The sequence below is a fragment of the Blastococcus sp. SYSU D00669 genome (genome assembly GCF_054050715.1).
The window spans coordinates 16117-32109 of record NZ_JBJGZV010000013.1; the positions used below are offsets into that span (position 1 = coordinate 16117).

Consider the following 15993-nt stretch of genomic DNA (forward strand, 5'->3'; position numbering starts at 1 on the left):
GCGGCCCTCCCCCCGACACAGCGGTCGGCTGGGATGAGCGGGACCCGCCGAGCGGCGTGGTCGCCGGGCATCCCCGCCCGGCCGACGCCCGGGGGTGGCCGTGCCCGTCGTCCCGCCCGATCCCGCGCTGCGCGGTCGCTGGCAGCGCACCCTGCTGATCCGACGCGACGGCACCTGCGACACGTCGACCGCGGTCACCTGGCTGCAGGCCGGCAGCTACTACGTCGACCTGCGGCTGCCGGTGGATCCCGCCGCGACCGAGGGGTTCGCCGGGCGTCTCCGCGCCGACGGGCCGTGGACCTGCTGGGAGCGGGTCGTCGACCTCCGGCCCGGCCCCACCCCCGACGAGGGCCTGCTCGAGCCCGACGGCGCCGACGCGCTGGTCGAGACCGGTCGGCACGAGGCCTACGTCGAGCGCTGGGCCCGCCGCACCGGCCCCGACCTGCTCTGCTGCGCGGTCGAGCTGCGGGACGCGGCGACCGGGGCACCGGCCGTCCTGGTGCGCGTCGGCGACGACGTCGCCTGGGCCACCGACGCCGAGGTCGCCCTCGGCACGGTGGGTGCGGACGGCGCCGTCGTCCGCACCGCCTCCAGCCGGCCGGCGCGTGCGGGTGCCTCGCTCGACCTGGTCGCCGACGGCGCGGGGCTGCGGGAGATCACCACCGACCCCGCCGGCACGCCGCTGCTGCGCCAGTGGTCCGTCGTCGCCACCGAGGGCTCCGCCGCCGCGCTGCCCGTCCGCCGTCCCCGCCCCGTCGGCCCGGAGGTCCGCACCGCGTGAGCAGCCTGACCGACTTCACCGAGGTCCCGGTCGTCGACGTCTCGGGCCTGCTCGGCGACGACCCCGCCGAGCACCACCGGGTGGCCGACGAGCTCGGCCGCGCCGCCCGCGACGTGGGGTTCTTCTACATCACCGGCACGGGCCTGGACCCGGCGCTGGCCGAGGACCTGCTCCGCGTGACGACCGCGTTCTTCGCCCTCCCGCCGGAGGAGAAGATGCGCACCTACATCGGGCGTTCCACCAACCACCGCGGCTACGTGCCCGAGGGCGAGGAGGTCTTCGCCGGCGGTACGCGCGACCTCAAGGAGGCGTTCGACCTCTCCGCCGACCTGCCGGCCGACGACCCCGACTTCCTGGCCGGGCGGATGCTCGGCCCCAACCAGTGGCCGGACCTGCCCGGCTTCCGCGAGGCGGTCGGCGCCTGGTACGACGCGGTGCTGGCCCTCGGCCGCGCCCTGCTGCGCGGCTTCGCCCTGGCCCTCGGCGAGCCGGCCGACGCCTTCGACCGGTTCGTCACCAAGCCGCCGTCGCAGCTGCGACTGATCCACTACCCGCACGACCCCGCGGCCGTGGACGCCGTCGGCATCGGCGCGCACACCGACTACGAGTGCTTCACGCTGCTGCTGCCCACCGCGCCGGGGCTGGAGGTGCTCAACGGCGCGGGGGAGTGGATCGACGTCCCGCCGCGCCCGGGCACGCTGGTGGTCAACGTGGGCGACATCCTCGAGACCTGGACCAACGGCCGGTTCGTCGCCACCACCCACCGGGTGCGCAAGGTCGTCGAGGAGCGCTACTCCTTCCCGCTGTTCTTCAACGTCGACCACGACACCCTCGTCGCACCGCTGCCGCAGTTCGTCGCCGACGGCGAGCCCGCGCGCACGCCCTTGGTCGCCGGTGACCACCTCTTCGCCCAGACCGCGCAGAGCTTCCGCTACCTGCGCCGCCGCCTGGAGAGCGGCGAGCTGGTGCTGCCCGAGGGCTCGCTGGCCCTGTCGTCGTTCGGCCAGGAGGCGCTGCAGGGGCGCGTCGCCTGATCGCGCGTCCCGTGACCGAGACCACGCAGGTGGGGCCCCGTGTCACACGAAAGGAACACGAGCGGAAACGGCGGGTCACGAACCGCCAGTTCACTGGTGCCCGACCCACTCCGGTGGGGCGCACCTAGGGTTCCGCCGCCTGCGGGCGGGCTGGTCCGAGAGGTGCAGCGGGGCTCGTGCCGTCCAGGTGCGCGCGTCCGTGCCACGGCGGGACAAAAGCCCGGGAGACAGTCGTCGTCGGCTGCCTCGCGGCCGGCACGTCCCACGGAGGTGACGGGATGCCGCGCTCGGCCCCAGCCGCAGCACACGACCTCGCCGGCGTCGTCCAGCACGACGCCGCGCCGGCCACCGACCTCGTCGTCGACGTCCAGGACCTGCACGTGGGCTTCACCCGCGGCGGCCGGCAGGTCGAGGCCGTCCGCGGCGTCGACCTGCAGATCGGCCGCGGCGAGATCGTCGGCCTGGTCGGCGAGTCCGGCTCCGGCAAGAGCGTGCTCAGCCTCGCCCTGCTCGGTCTGCTGCCCGAGGCCTCGCAGCCGCGCACCAGCGGCCTGGCCCTGGTCGAGGGCACCGACATGCTCACCGCCGGCCCGGAGGTGCGCCGCACGGTGCGGCGGGTGTCGATGGGCGCGGTCTTCCAGGACCCGATGACCTCGCTCAACCCCACGATGAAGGTGGGCCGGCAGGTCGCCGAGGCGGCGGGCTCGATGAAGGAGGCGCTGCGGCTGCTGCAGGCCGTGGGCATCCCCGAGCCCGAGCGCCGGCTCGACAGCTACCCGCACGAGCTCTCCGGCGGGCTGCGCCAGCGGGTCATGATCGCCATGGCGGTGGCCGGCGACCCCGCGCTGGTCATCGCCGACGAGCCGACGACGGCGCTCGACGTCACCGTCCAGGCCCAGGTGCTCGCGCTGCTGGGCCGGCTGCGCGACGAGGTCGGCTGCAGCGTCCTGCTCATCACCCACGACCTCGGCGTCGCCGCGCAGGTCAGCGACCGGGTGGCGGTCATGTACGCCGGCCGGGTCGCCGAGCTGGGACCGACCGGCACCGTGCTGCGCGAGCCGGCCCACCCCTACACCGTCGGCCTGATGCGCTCGCGGCTGTCGCTGTCGACCGACCGCACCCGGCCGATCCGGGCGCTGGAGGGCGGCGCGCCCGACCCGGCCGCCCTGCCGCCCGGCTGCGCGTACGCGCCCCGGTGCCCAGTGGCCACCGAGGCCTGCACCACGCTGCTGCCCGACCCGCTGCCCGTCGCCGGCGGCCACCTGCGGGCGTGCATCGCCGAGCCGCGGGCGGTCACCGGCCTGGCCGTCGCGCCGCCGCCCCCGCCCCTCCCACCGGTGGCGGTCGCCGAGGAGGCGGCCGCCGAGGGCTGGGCGGCCCGCGCCGGCGGGGTGCACAAGGTCTTCCGGGTCCGCGCCGGTCGCGGCCGGAAGGCGGAGCTCGGCGCGCTGCGCGGCGTCTCGCTCGACGTCCGCGAGGGCGAGTGCGTCGCGCTGGTGGGGGAGAGCGGCTCGGGCAAGTCCACCCTGCTGCGGGTCCTCGCCGGCCTGGAGAAGCAGTCGAAGGGGGACGTCGTCCTGGGCCGCGGCGGCCGGCCGCAGATGGTGTTCCAGGACTCCGGCGCCTCCCTCACCCCGTGGCTGACCGTGGGCCAGCTGCTCGACGAGCGGCTGCGCACCGAGAAGCTGCCCAAGGCCCAGCGGCGGGAGCGGGCGCTGGCCGCGCTGCGCCGCACCGGCCTGCCCGAGGCCGTCTACGACGCCCGCGGCAGCGAGCTCTCCGGCGGCCAGCGCCAGCGCGTGGCGCTGGCCCGCGCCACCGTCGTCCCGCCCGAGGTGCTGCTCTGCGACGAGCCGACCAGCGCCCTCGACGTCTCGCTGGCCGCCACCGTGCTCAACCTGATCCAGGAGCTGCGCCGCGACCTCGGCATGGCCGTCGTCTTCGTGACCCACGACCTGTCGGTCGCCCGGGTCGTCTCCGACCGGATCGCGGTGATGTACCTCGGCCGGATCGTCGAGGTCGGCGACTCCGACGAGGTCATCCGCTCGCCCAAGCACCCGTACACCAAGGCGCTGCTGGCCGCCGTCCCCGACTTCGGCGTCGAGCCGCCCGCGCTCAAGGGCGAGCCCGCCTCGCCGCTGTCCCCGCCGGCCGGCTGCGAGTACCACCCGCGGTGCCCGTTCGCGATCGACACCTGCGCCGACCCGCAGCTGTTCGTCCCGCTCGAGCGGCTGCGGACCGGCACCGACCTGCTCATGGACGCCGACTCCCGGCGCGTGGCCTGCATCCGCCAGAAGGAGATCTGAGATGGCCGTCGCCGAGGCAGTCGCCCCCACCGCGCCCACCCGCACCGGCCGCAGCCGCCCCGCCGCCCGCAGCCGCGGGCGGTGGGACCTCGCCGCCGCCGGGCTGCTCGGGCTGATCACGCTCATCGCGGTGGCCGCCCCGCTGCTCGCGCCGTACGGTCCGCTCGACCCGGCCGGGATGCCGTCCACCCCGCCCGGCCAGGACGGGTTCCTGCTCGGCACCGACAGCGTCGGCCGTGACGTCCTCTCCCGCGTGCTCTACGGCCTGCGCTCCAGCTGGCTGGCCGCGCTCGCGGTGGTGGCGCTCGGGGTGCTCGTCGGCGGCCTGGTCGGGCTGGTCGCCGGCACCCGCGGCCGCTGGGTCGACAACCTGCTCATGCGGGTCACCGACGGTTTCCTGGCGCTGCCGGCCCCCGTGGTCGCCATCGCCGTCGTCGCCGCGCTCGGCAGCGGGCTGTTCAACACGCTGCTCGCCGTCTCGATCGTCTGGTGGCCGTTCTACGCCCGCATCCTGCGCGGCGAGATCCGCTCGCTGGCCGCCCGGCCGCACGTGGAGGCGGCCCGGCTGGCCGGCGCCGGGTCGGTGCGGATCGCGCTGCGCCACCTCCTGCCCGGCGCCGTCCCGGCCGCCGTCGTCACGGCCAGCCTCGACATCGGCACCCTCGTGCTCACCCTCGCCGGGCTGTCGTTCCTCGGCCTGGGCCAGTCGGCGCCGGCCCCGGAGCTCGGCGCCGACACCGCCCGCAACCTCAGCTACCTGCTGCAGGACTGGTGGATCCCGGTGATGCCCGGCATCGCCGTCCTCCTCCTGTCGCTGGCGGCCAACGTCGCCGGCGACGGCATCCGCAACCTCATGTCCGGCCGCTGAAAGGGGAGGACCCGTGCTGCTCCTCATCGCCAAGCGGCTCGCCGCCGCCGTCGTCATCGTCCTGGTCCTCACCGCCGTGCTGTTCGGCCTGCAGCAGGCCTCCGGGGCCGACGGCGTCCGGGCCAGCCTCGGCGCCAACGCCTCCCAGGAGGCGGTCGAGGCCGAGCGGGCGGAGCTGGGCCTGGACGACCCGATCGCCACGCAGTACTTCCGCTACGTCGGGGGCCTGGTGACCGGCGACCTCGGCGAGTCCTACCGGACCCGCCGCGAGGTCAGCGCCGACATCGGCACCTACCTGCCGGCCACGGTGGAGCTGGCGGCCTTCGGCCTGTTCCTCGCGATCGTGCTCGGCGTCCTGTTCGCCGTGGCGACGACGCTGCGCTGGCCGGGGGCCCGGGTGTTCCGGCTGGTGCTGATGACCGGGGCGGCCGCGCCGGTGTTCCTGCTCGGGATCGGCGGGATCATCCTCTTCTACAAGACCCTCGGGTGGCTGCCGGCCACCGGCCGCACCAGCGTCGCCGACGCACCGGACGGGCCCACCGGCCTGCTGCTGGCCGACTCGCTGATCGGCTTCCGGTTCGACGTCCTCGGCGACGCGCTGCAGCACCTGGTGCTGCCCGGCCTGGCGGTGGTCATCGGGCCGGCCGTCGCGATCGGCCGGGTGCTCGCCTCCTCGCTGAGCACGACGCTGCGCACCGACCACACGCGCACCGCCCGCAGCAAGGGCCTGTCCGAGGGGCAGGTGCTGCGCCGGCACGTGCTGCGCAACTCGCTCGGCCCCGCGCTGTCGATGACCGGCCTGCAGGTCGGCCTGATGTTCGCCGGCGTGCTCGTCGTCGAGCTGATCTTCGCGTGGCCGGGTCTGGGCCAGTACACGGCCCAGAGCATCCCGGTCAACGACTTCCCCGCCATCGCCGGCGTGATGCTCCTGCTCGGCGTGGCCTACGTCCTGATCAACACCGTGGTGGACCTGCTGCAGGCCGCCGCCGACCCCCGGATCGAGGCCTAGACCCTCCCGTGTCGCACGACCACTCCCACAGCCACGTCCTCAAGGGCGCCGAGGACTTCCCGCACTGGCAGCTGCCCCCGCGCCCGCCGGGCCCGGTGCAGGTCAACCGGCCCCGCGGTGAACGCGGCTTCGCCGGCATCCAGACGTTCATGAAGCTGCCGGTCTGCCTGACCCCGGAGGACCTGACCGCCGGCGAGATCGACGTCGCCGTCCTCGGGGTGCCGTGGGACGGCACCGTCACCGGCCGCGCCGGCACCCACCTGGGCCCGATGGCGATCCGCTCCACCGACTACATCGGCGGCTACGGGTCGAGCCTGCCGCACCTCGACGTGCGGGTGGACCCGCTGGAGCACCTGCGCGCCTGCGACTACGGCGACGCCGAGGTGCTGGTCGGCAACACGCTGGGCACCTTCGACCTGGTCCGCGAGTTCGTCGGCGGCGTCGTCGACGCCGGGGTCGTGCCGATCGTCCTGGGCGGCGACCACGCCATCACCTGGCCGTGCGCCACCGCCGTGGCCGACCACTTCGGCCACGGGAAGGTCGGCATCATCCACTTCGACGCGCACGCCGACACCGCGCCGGACTCGCCCGGCTCGCTGGCCAGCCACGGCACGCCGATGCGCAAGCTGATCGAGAGCGGCGCGGTCCCCGGCAGGAACTTCGTGCAGGTGGGCCTGCGGGGCTACTGGCCGGACGAGCCCATCCTCGACTGGATGGAGGAGCACCAGCTCCGCACCCACTTCATGGCCGAGATCCGGCGCGACGGCTTCGAGGCGGTGCTCGAGCGCGCCATCGACGAGGCGCTCGACCAGGCCGACCACCTCTACATCTCCCTGGACGTCGACGTGTGCGACCCGGCGTTCGCGCCCGGCACGGGCACGCCCGAGCCCGGCGGCCTGACCAGCTGGGAGATCCTGCGCACCGTCCGCCGGCTGGCCGCCGAGGTCGGCATCGTCGGCATGGACGTCGTCGAGGTCAGCCCGCCCTACGACGGCACCGCCGGCATCACCGCGCTGCTGGCCCACCGCGCCGTCCGCGAGGCCATGACCGGCATGGCCATGCGCCGCATCGGCCTCACCCAGCCCGACTACGTCGACCCACGGTCGGCCGGCACCGGCGCCGCCCGCACCTTCCGGGACGCCTGACCCCCTTCACGACCGAGGAGAGAACCGTGCAGCAACCCATGATCGTCGGCCGGCCCGTGCTGGTCGTCGTCGACATCCAGCAGGGCGGCGCCATGCCCGCCGACGTGGTCGGCATCGCGCACATGCCCGGCACGGAGGGCCGCGTCGCGCGCGCCGAGCGGCTGGTCGCCGCCGCCCGCGCCGCCGGCGTCCCGATCGTGTTCTTCCAGGAGGTGCACCGCCCCAGCGGCATCGACTTCGGCCGCGAGCTCGACGGCGCCGAGGGCCGGCACTGCGTCGACGGCGCTCCCGGCACCGACCTGTGGCCGACCCTGCTGCCCGACCCGGCCGCCGACGACCGCGAGTTCCACATCGTCAAGCGGCGCTACTCGGGCTTCATCGGCACCGAGTTCGAGATCGTGCTGCGGGCGCTGCAGGCCCGGACGCTGATCCTCATCGGCGGGCTCACCGACGTCTGCGTGCACTACACCTTCGCCGACGCCCACCAGCGCGACTTCCACGTCCGCGTCGTGGAGGACTGCGTGGGCGGGTCGTCCTTCCCCGCCCACGAGGCCTCGCTGAACGCCATGGAGTACCTGCAGTCCGGCGCCCGGCGCAGCACCGACGAGATCGTCGAGGCGTTCACCGCGCTGGCGACGACGGCCGAGCTGGCCGGGGTGGGCGCGTGAACCGCCGGCTGCTGGGGGCGGTGGCCTCCGTCGTCCTCGCCGCGTCGCTCGCCGCGTGCGGCGGGGACGGCCAGCCCGAGGTCACCAGCTCGGCGCCCGACGACGGCGTCCTGCGCCTGTCGTTCCTGCAGGACCCGGGCCAGCCGCCGGACCCCGACATCTACTACTCCGGCCAGGGGCTCCTGCTGACCCAGAACACCTACGAGGGTCTCCTGCAGTACCGGGCGGGCACCACCGAGCCGGAGATCGAGGCCGCGCTGGCCACCGACTGGCAGGTCGACGAGGACAACACCGTCTACACGCTGACGCTGCGCGAGGGGGTCACCTTCCACGACGGGACGCCGTTCGACTCCTCGGCGGTCAAGCCGTCGTTCGACCGGCGGCTCGCGGTCGACCAGGGGCCGGCGTACATGGTCGCCGACGTCGCCTCGGTGGAGACGCCGAGCCCGACCCAGGTGGTCATCACGCTCGCGGCCCCGAACTCGGCGTTCCTCGACTACCTCGCCTCGCCGTACGGGCCGAAGATGATGAGCCCCACGATCCTGTCGGAGCAGGCCGGCGACGACTTCGCCCAGACCTACCTGCAGACGCACGATGCCGGCACCGGGCCGTACACGCTCACCCGCGCCGACATCGGCGAGCACTACGAGCTGCAGGCCTACGAGGACTGGTGGGGCGGCGACGTGCACTTCGACACCATCGACCTGCCGGTCATCACCGACCTGTCGACGCAGCAGCTGATGCTCGACAACGGCGAGCTGCACGCGATCCTGCACGGCCTGAACGCCCCCGCGGTCGAGGACTACCTGGGCAACGACGCCGTCGCCACCTACGACCTGCCCTCGTTCATCACCGAGCAGGTCTACGTCAACCCGAACACGGGGCTGCTGGCCGACGCGGCGGCGCGGCAGGCGTTCCAGCAGGCGCTGGACCTGGAGACGCTGCGCGAGCAGGTCTTCGCCGGCCGCAGCCGCGAGGCCACCGGCAACTACCCCGAGGGGATGCTCCCGGAGGGCACCGACACCCAGGCGGTCGAGCACGACACCGCCCCGCTGCAGGAGATCGGGCAGTCGGCGTCGGCCGAGGACAGGACCATCGTCATCGGCTACGACACCAGCGCCCCCGACGACCAGCAGCTGGCCAACCTGATCAGCGCGAACCTGCAGCAGCTCGGGTTCACGCCGGAGGTCCAGGGCTACACGACCTCGCAGGTGTTCGGCTGGATCGGCAACCAGGACGGCGCGCCGAACGTGTACGTCGCCAGCTACTGGCCCGACGCCGCCGACCCCTACACCTCGGCGCACATCCTGTACGCCGCGGACGGGGGCCTGAACTACCTGGGCTGCTCGGACCCGCAGATCGAGGAGCTGCTGCCGCAGGCGCTGGCCACCGGCGACGACGCGGTCTACGCCCGGATCGGCGAGCTCGCGTCGGCCACCGGGTGCTGGACCAACGTCGCCTACCGGCAGGACTTCATGGTGGCCCAGACCTGGCTGCAGGGCATGGAGGAGTCGAAGGACATCGCCGCGCCCACCAGCCTGCGGCTGGCCGGGCTGTCCGCCTAGAACACCCGGGGAGGGCCGGCGGCAGCCCGCCGCCGGCCCTCCCGTCCGCTCGAGAGAGGAACCGCATGGCCCGCACCGGAGTGCGCGAGATCGTCCTGCTGACCCTCGGCTGGGAGGACCTGCCGAAGTCGGTGTCGGTGGAGGGCGCCCCGCCCGAGGCGCGGATGCGCGAGCCCGTGCCGGGTGTCCTGCTGCGGGTCGACGGGGGCTGGCTGCTGCTCGACACCGGCTTCAACACCGCCTACCTGCGCGACCCGGCGCTGCGCCGGCGGTTCGACCCGCACCTGTCGGCGGTGATCCCCGCGGAGGGCGAGCCGCTGGAGCAGGCGCTGGCCGACGCCGGCATCGACGTCGACGACGTGCACGCCGTCGGGCTGTCGCACCTGCACCTCGACCACGCCGGCGGGCTGCGGCACTTCACCGGCCGGCCGGTGCACTGCCAGCGCCGCGAGCTCGAGTTCGGGCTCACCCCCGAGGCCGAGGAGCACGCGATCTTCCGCATCGACTTCGACGACCCGCGGCACGACTGGCGGCTGGCCGACGGCGACGCCGAGATCGCCCCGGGCGTCACCGCCGTGCTGACCGCCGGGCACACCCCGGGGCACCAGAGCTTCGTCGTCGACCTCGACGACAGCGTCGGCGGTGGCGGGTTCGTGCTCGCCTTCGACGCCGCCGACCTCACCGAGAACATCGACGAGGAGGTGTCGGTCGGCGGCCGCGTGGCCGCCACGCCGGAGGAGTGCGTCGAGCAGATCCGCCGGCTCAAGTCGCTCGCCGCGGCACGCGGCTACCCCCTCGTCCCCGGCCACGACCCCGTCGTGTGGCCGGAGCTGACCCGGCAGCTCGCCGACCGCTTCGGCCGCGCGCGGGCGCGCTGAGTTTCCGATCTTCCGGCGCCGGGAACCTCCCTCCCAACAGCTCTCTAGGAAGGGGACGGTCGTGGACACCTGGCTGATCGTGCTGATCGTCGTCGTGGTGGTGGTCGTGCTGCTGCTGCTCGCGCTCATGGCGCAGAAGCGCAGCCGCGTGGCCAAGGCGCGCAACCGCGAGCAGGCGCGCGAGCACCTGCAGGAGGCGCAGGTCAGGTCGGCCCGCGCCGAGCAGCAGCACGCGCTGGCCGAGGAGCAGGCGGCGCGGGCCCGCCGGGAGCAGGCCGAGGCGGCGGAGCGCGCGGCCCGCGCCGAGCAGGAGGCCGCCGAGATCCGGGCGCAGGCCGACCAGGACCGCTCGGCCGCCGACTCGCTGCGGGCCAAGGCCGAGAAGCTGGCGCCCGACCTGTCGCACAACGGCACCCACACCGGCCCGGTCGACGGCACGCACGGGCGGCACGCCGTCCCCACCGAGCAGCCCGGCGACGGCGGGGCCACCCGCCGCTGAGTTCCCGTCCTCCGGACGGTCCAACGCGTGAGACCGTCGACTCCGGGAGGGCGTCATGACCCATCTGCTCGCCATCGGCACGCGCAAGGGCCTGTGGCTCGCGCGCAGTGACGACGACCGTCGCACCTGGACGCTGGACGGCCCGCACCTGCTGGCCCAGGAGGTCGCCGCGGTGTCGATCGACACCCGCGGCGACCGGCCGCGGGTGCTGGCCGGCATCCAGTACGGCCACTGGGGCCCGACCGTCATGTGGTCCGACGACCTCGGCGCCACGTGGGAGGAGACCGAGCAGGGAGCGATCCGCTTCCCGGAGGACACCGGCGCGGCGCTCGCGCGGGTGTGGCAGCTCCGCCCGGACTCCGCCGACCGGCCCGGGGTGGTGTGGGCCGGCTGCGAGCCGCACTCGCTGTGGCGCAGCGCCGACGGCGGCCGCAGCTTCGACCTGGTGCGCGGGCTGTGGGACCACCCGCACCGCCCTACGTGGGAGCCCGGCGGCGGGGGAGCGGCGATCCACACGATCCTGCCCGACCCGGCGTCGGACCGGGTCGTGGTCGCGATTAGCGCCGGCGGGGTCTACGTCAGCGAGGACGGCGGCGGCGCCTGGACGCCCCGCAACCGCGGGATCTCGGCCGGCTTCCTGCCCGAGGAGCCCGAGTACGGGCAGTGCGTGCACAAGGTGGCGATCGACGCCGGCGATCCGCAGCGGATGTACGCGCAGAACCACGGCGGGGTCTTCCGCACCGACGACGGCGGCCAGAAGTGGACGTCGATCGCCGGCGGCCTGCCGGCCGACTTCGGCTTCCCGATCGTCAGCTCGCCGCGCACCCCGGGGACGGCGTGGGTGATCCCGCTGGTCGCCGACATGCAGCGGGTGCCGCCGGACGGCCGGCTGCGGGTGCAGCGCACGCGCGACGCGGGGGAGACGTGGACGGCGAGCACCAGCGGCCTGCCCGACGGGTCGTGGACGTCGGTGCTGCGCGACGCCTTCTGCGCCGACACCGGCGACCCCACCGGCGTCTACCTGGGCACCCGCGACGGCTGCGTGTACGCCAGCGCCGACGAGGGCGAGACCTTCACGACGGTGGTCGAGCACCTGCCCGACGTCCTCACCGTGCGCGCGGCCGGGCTGCCGTGACCGTGGAGGTGGTGCTGCCCGGCTCGCTGGCCGACCTGGCCGGCGGGCGCAAGCACCTCGAGCTGGCCGTCGACGGCGGCACGCTGGCCGACCTGCTCGACGCGCTCGCCGCCGACCACCCCATGCTGGCCCGGCGGATCCGCGACGAGACCGGCGCGCTGCGGCGGTTCGTCAACGTCTACGTCGACGGCGACGACGTGCGCTACGCCGGTGGCCTGGCCGCGACGCTGCCGGCGGGGACGCAGGTGCACGTGCTGCCGTCGATCGCCGGCGGCTGAGCCGCGGATCCGGCGCACCCGGGCGCCGGACGTGCGCCGGCGACGCACACCGCTCCCGCGCCGGCGGCTGAGGGGACGGGTGGGTCAGAGGGTCGCGAGCTCGGCGCAGGCGGGGCACAGCTGGTCGGGCTCGTAGCCCTCCGGCGGCCAGGGCAGCTGCTCGTCCTGGGCGACGTAGGCGCCGCACAGCGCCTTGCGGCTCTGCCCGTTCACCCGGCCGATCGTGGCGTGCGCCGGGCCGATCTGGCGGGGGGCCAGGCCTTCCGAGCTGAAGGAGCCGACCATCACCACCGCATGGGCGGTGCCGTAGGCGTACGTGCTCGTCATACCGGACAGCGTCCGAAGACCACGCGCGCCGGACCAGCACCGACCCCGGCGTGTCCTGCCCACCGGCCCCAGTCGCACCACGGGCCACGGGGGAGGGGTCGGACGTGACCGCGGCGTGACCGTCCTCGGTACCGTCGCGCACCACCCGTCGACGCGGAGGTCGCCGTGCGCCGCTGCCTGCCCGTGCTCCTGGCCGCAGCCCTGCTCGTCGCCGGGTGCGGCTCCGACGCCCCGCCGAGCGACGGCAAGGCCGCCGCCGACACCGGCAAGGCGCTGGACGGCGACCGGGACGAGGCCGACGGCTCCGGGGAGGCCGGCAGCGCCGGCGACCGGGGCAACACCGCGGCGACGACCGGCACGCCGGTGACCGTGACCGGCCCGGACGGCGCCGAGCTGGTCGAGCTCACGGTGGTGTCGATCGAGGGCGACTTCGCCTGCACCGCCGACCCGGAACTCGTGCAGGAGCCCGAGAACGGGCACTTCGTCGCCGTGCAGCTCGAGATCGCCGCGCTGCCCGGCCTCGCGGGGTTCCAGAACCCGTTCGGCGCCGGCACCTTCACCCTGCTCGACAACGGCGTCTTCTCGGTGGTGGGACGCGACGGCGTGGTCGAGGACGACGTGTCGGGCACGGCGGGCACCTTCTCCTGCACCGCCGACGGCAACGACATCTGGACCCAGGCGGTCGCGCCGGGCGAGCGGTACGAGGGCGTGCTGGTCCTCGACAGCGCCAGCACCAGCGGCACCGTGGTCTGGCGACCGGTCCTCGACCTCGGCGAGCCGGAGCCCGGCTGGGAATGGGCGTTCTGAGCCGGGAGCGATCCAGATCACAAGAAGGTCACGCTGCGGACGGCCTCTTGACACTGGTATGTAAGGACGGTGTCCTAACAAACCATGACGGCGGCGAGCGAGGGCCTGGTGCAGCGGCGGCTGCTGCGCCCGACCGCGAAGGTCCTCCCCGAGCACGCCCGGGTGCACAACCGCTCGATGGTGCTGCAGCACCTCTTCCACTCCGGCCCCCGCTCGCGCGCCGACCTGGCCCGCGCCACCGGGCTCACCCGCGTGACCATCTCCGACCTGGTGGCCTCGCTGCTGGCCGAGGGGCTGGTCGACGAGCTGGGATCGCGCGCCGAGGGCCGGCCGGGCAAGCCGGCCACGATGGTCGGCCTGCGCACCGACGCCTTCCAGGTCGTCGCGGTCGACCTCGCCGACGACGAGCGGATGCACGGCGCCGTCCTCGACCTGACCGGCGAGGTCCGCGAGCGCCGCTCGGCCGCCGCCGCCGGGCGCACCGGCGCGGCCGCCGTCGAGGCGCTGCTGGAGCTCTGCCGCGAGCTGGTCGCCGCCGCCACCCGCCCGCTGCTCGGTGTCGGCGTCGGCTCGCCGGGCGTCGTGGACCCCTCGGGCACCGTGCTCCAGGCCCCCAACCGGGGCTGGTACGACCTGCCCCTCGCGCACCAGCTCTCCGCCGCCCTGGACCTGCCGGTGCACGTCGCGAACGACGCCAACACCGCCGCGCTGGGCGAGTTCACCTTCGGCGGGGCCTCCGGCGGCGGCCTGCTGGTGCTCACCGTGGGGGGCGGCGTGGGCGCCGGCATCGTCCTCGACGGCGCGCTGGTCCAGGGCCACGAGCACGCGGCCGGCGAGATCGGCCACGTCACCGCCGTCGACGAGCGGGACGACATCGACGGCGCGCCGCTGGGCCGCCCGCAGCCCTGCGCCTGCGGCCGCAGCGGCTGCCTCGAGACGGTGCTGTCGGTGCCGGCGCTGCGCCGCCGGACCGAGGGCCTCGACGCCGCCGCCACCACCACGGCGCTGGCCGCGGTCGGGCGGCGGCTCGGGATCGTGCTCGCCCCGGTGGTCAGCACGCTCAACCTGTCCGAGGTCGTGCTCAGCGGACCTCGGGAGCTCCTGGACGGCCCCCTGCGCGAGGCGGCGCTGGCGACCCTCCGGGAACGCACCATGCCGGTCGTCAGCAGCAACCTGCAGCTGCGGGTGACCTCGCTCGGCGAGGACGGCGCCTTGTCCGGGGCCGCCGTCCTCGTGCTGTCCGGCCAGCTCGGGGTCACGTGACGACCCCGAGCCGGCCAGTTGCAAGTCGGAGAACCACATCCCCGTCAGCGGCGCTGTCCGGCACCGACTGAGCTGCACTGGAAGGAAACCCCGACATGAAGAGGGTACGCACGGGAGGGCTCGCCGCCGTGGGCGTCGGCCTGCTGCTCGCCGTCGCCGCGTGCGGTGGCGGGTCCGAGGCCGCCGAGGGCGGCGACGAGACGATCACGCTCTGGCTCAACGGCACCGACACCCCGCAGGAGCTGCGCGACTACCTGGTCGAGACCTTCGAGGCGCAGAACGAGGGCGCCACGCTGGTCATCGAGGAGCAGGACTGGAGCGGGCTGGTGCCGCGGCTGCAGACCGCGCTCGCCTCGGAGGACCAGACCCCCGACCTGGTCGAGATCGGCAACACGCAGAGCCCGACGTTCACCTACGCCGGGGCGTTCGCCGACATCACCGACATGGTCGAGGACCTCGGCGGCGACGACCTGCTCCAGGGCTTCCTGGAGGCCGGCACGGCCGACGACGCCGTCTACGCGGTGCCGTACTACTCCGGCGCCCGCGCGGTCTTCTACCGCAAGGACATCTTCCAGCAGGCGGGCGTCGCGGTGCCCACCACGATGCAGGAGTTCCGCGACGCCGCGGTGGCGCTGCAGCAGGCCAACCCGACCGGTGCGGCCACCTTCTCCGGTTTCTGGTTCCCCGGCCAGGACTGGTACAACGGCATCGCCTGGGTCTACAGCGCCGGCGGCGACCTCGCGGTGCAGGAGGGCGACCAGTGGGTGGGCAACCTGTCCAGCCCCGAGTCGATGGAGGGCCTGGCCCAGGTCCAGGACCTGTTCACCAACGCAACCTCGGCACCGCGTGACGCCGACTCCAACGAGCCGTGGGTCCCGTTCAACAACGGCGAGGCCGCGATGTTCTCGGCGCCGACCTGGGCGCGGTGGAGCATCGACCTGCCGCAGTGCAACAAGGGCGTCGACCCGGAGGACACCTCGCCCGAGGCCGAGGCGCTGCTCGAGGAGCAGCAGGCCTGCAACGAGGAGCTCACCGGGGTCTTCCCGCTGCCCGGCCCGACGGCGGGCGAGCCCGCCACGGTGTTCGCCGGCGGCTCCAACATCGCCATCCCGGCGCTGTCGCAGAACCAGGACCTGGCCCGGAACCTGCTGGAGATCATCTTCAGCGAGGAGTACCAGACGATGCTCGCCGAGAACGGCCTGATCCCGGGCAACAGCGCCTACGCCGACGCGCTCGGCGACGACGCCTACGCCCAGGCCGCGCTCGACGCCGCGCTGACCGCCAAGCTCACCCCCGCGGCGGAGAACTGGGCCGACGTCGAGGGTGACCGCATCCTGGAGGACTTCTTCCAGGAGGTGGCCGCCGGCGCCGACCTCGCCGAGGCGGCGGCCCGGGCGGACGAGCTGATCACGCAGACGCTCAACTGACCG

The 15993-nt window shown here is 74.5% G+C and carries 16 protein-coding genes; 15 read left to right on the plus strand and 1 reads right to left on the minus strand.

All coding sequences use genetic code 11. From position 1 onward, the window contains the following. Positions 1-100: 100 nt before the first annotated feature. The 12 genes from ACI8AF_RS11185 (at position 101) to ACI8AF_RS11240 (ending at position 12166) form a co-directional block, all read left to right on the plus strand. Positions 101-781, plus strand: coding sequence for a hypothetical protein (locus ACI8AF_RS11185; RefSeq protein ID WP_456539776.1), 681 nt, complete (start codon positions 101-103; stop codon positions 779-781). Then, positions 778-1815 carry an isopenicillin N synthase family dioxygenase gene (locus ACI8AF_RS11190; RefSeq protein ID WP_456539777.1) on the plus strand — a complete coding sequence of 346 codons (1038 nt, stop codon included), beginning with the start codon at positions 778-780 and terminating at the stop codon, positions 1813-1815. Before ACI8AF_RS11185 ends, ACI8AF_RS11190 begins: the two co-directional genes overlap by 4 nt. 278 nt (positions 1816-2093) lie before the next feature. Next, the gene (locus tag ACI8AF_RS11195) at positions 2094-4121 is read left to right on the plus strand and encodes a dipeptide ABC transporter ATP-binding protein (protein WP_456539778.1); all 2028 of its coding nucleotides are present in this window, start codon (positions 2094-2096) and stop codon (positions 4119-4121) included. A 1-nt stretch (position 4122) separates the two neighbouring features. Further along, positions 4123-4989 carry an ABC transporter permease gene (locus ACI8AF_RS11200; RefSeq protein ID WP_456539779.1) on the plus strand — a complete coding sequence of 289 codons (867 nt, stop codon included), beginning with the start codon at positions 4123-4125 and terminating at the stop codon, positions 4987-4989. Between the two features lie 13 nt (positions 4990-5002). Beyond that, positions 5003-5998: an ABC transporter permease gene (locus ACI8AF_RS11205; protein ID WP_456539780.1), complete on the plus strand. Its 996-nt coding sequence runs from the start codon at positions 5003-5005 to the stop codon at positions 5996-5998. An 8-nt stretch (positions 5999-6006) separates the two neighbouring features. Continuing rightward, positions 6007-7143 carry an agmatinase gene (speB, locus tag ACI8AF_RS11210; protein ID WP_456539781.1) on the plus strand — a complete coding sequence of 379 codons (1137 nt, stop codon included), beginning with the start codon at positions 6007-6009 and terminating at the stop codon, positions 7141-7143. A gap of 26 nt (positions 7144-7169) precedes the next feature. Continuing rightward, entirely contained in the window at positions 7170-7811 is a 642-nt protein-coding gene (locus ACI8AF_RS11215) for a cysteine hydrolase family protein (RefSeq protein ID WP_456539782.1), read from the plus strand. Then, positions 7808-9376: an ABC transporter substrate-binding protein gene (locus ACI8AF_RS11220; protein WP_456539783.1), complete on the plus strand. Its 1569-nt coding sequence runs from the start codon at positions 7808-7810 to the stop codon at positions 9374-9376. Before ACI8AF_RS11215 ends, ACI8AF_RS11220 begins: the two co-directional genes overlap by 4 nt. A 65-nt stretch (positions 9377-9441) precedes the next feature. After that, positions 9442-10254: an N-acyl homoserine lactonase family protein gene (locus ACI8AF_RS11225; protein ID WP_456539784.1), complete on the plus strand. Its 813-nt coding sequence runs from the start codon at positions 9442-9444 to the stop codon at positions 10252-10254. 61 nt (positions 10255-10315) lie between these two features. Then, the gene (locus ACI8AF_RS11230; protein WP_456539785.1) at positions 10316-10753 is read left to right on the plus strand and encodes a hypothetical protein; all 438 of its coding nucleotides are present in this window, start codon (positions 10316-10318) and stop codon (positions 10751-10753) included. A gap of 55 nt (positions 10754-10808) precedes the next feature. Further along, complete coding sequence (locus tag ACI8AF_RS11235) at positions 10809-11888, plus strand: WD40/YVTN/BNR-like repeat-containing protein (protein WP_456539786.1); 1080 nt, start codon at positions 10809-10811, stop codon at positions 11886-11888. After that, entirely contained in the window at positions 11885-12166 is a 282-nt protein-coding gene (locus ACI8AF_RS11240; protein ID WP_456539787.1) for a ubiquitin-like small modifier protein 1, read from the plus strand. The genes ACI8AF_RS11235 and ACI8AF_RS11240 overlap by 4 nt, the downstream gene beginning before the upstream one ends. A gap of 84 nt (positions 12167-12250) precedes the next feature. Here ACI8AF_RS11240 and ACI8AF_RS11245 read toward each other — a convergent pair whose 3' ends face one another. Next, on the minus strand, positions 12251-12493 hold the full coding sequence (locus ACI8AF_RS11245; protein WP_456539788.1) for a hypothetical protein: 243 nt from the start codon (positions 12491-12493) through the stop codon (positions 12251-12253). A 165-nt stretch (positions 12494-12658) separates the two neighbouring features. Here ACI8AF_RS11245 and ACI8AF_RS11250 point away from each other — a divergent pair, with 165 nt between their 5' ends. The 3 genes from ACI8AF_RS11250 (at position 12659) to ACI8AF_RS11260 (ending at position 15990) form a co-directional block, all read left to right on the plus strand. Then, positions 12659-13300, plus strand: coding sequence for a hypothetical protein (locus ACI8AF_RS11250; protein ID WP_456539789.1), 642 nt, complete (start codon positions 12659-12661; stop codon positions 13298-13300). A gap of 84 nt (positions 13301-13384) precedes the next feature. Further along, positions 13385-14563: an ROK family transcriptional regulator gene (locus ACI8AF_RS11255; RefSeq protein ID WP_456539790.1), complete on the plus strand. Its 1179-nt coding sequence runs from the start codon at positions 13385-13387 to the stop codon at positions 14561-14563. Between the two features lie 95 nt (positions 14564-14658). After that, entirely contained in the window at positions 14659-15990 is a 1332-nt protein-coding gene (locus ACI8AF_RS11260; RefSeq protein WP_456539791.1) for an extracellular solute-binding protein, read from the plus strand. The last annotated feature ends 3 nt before the right edge of the window (positions 15991-15993 follow it).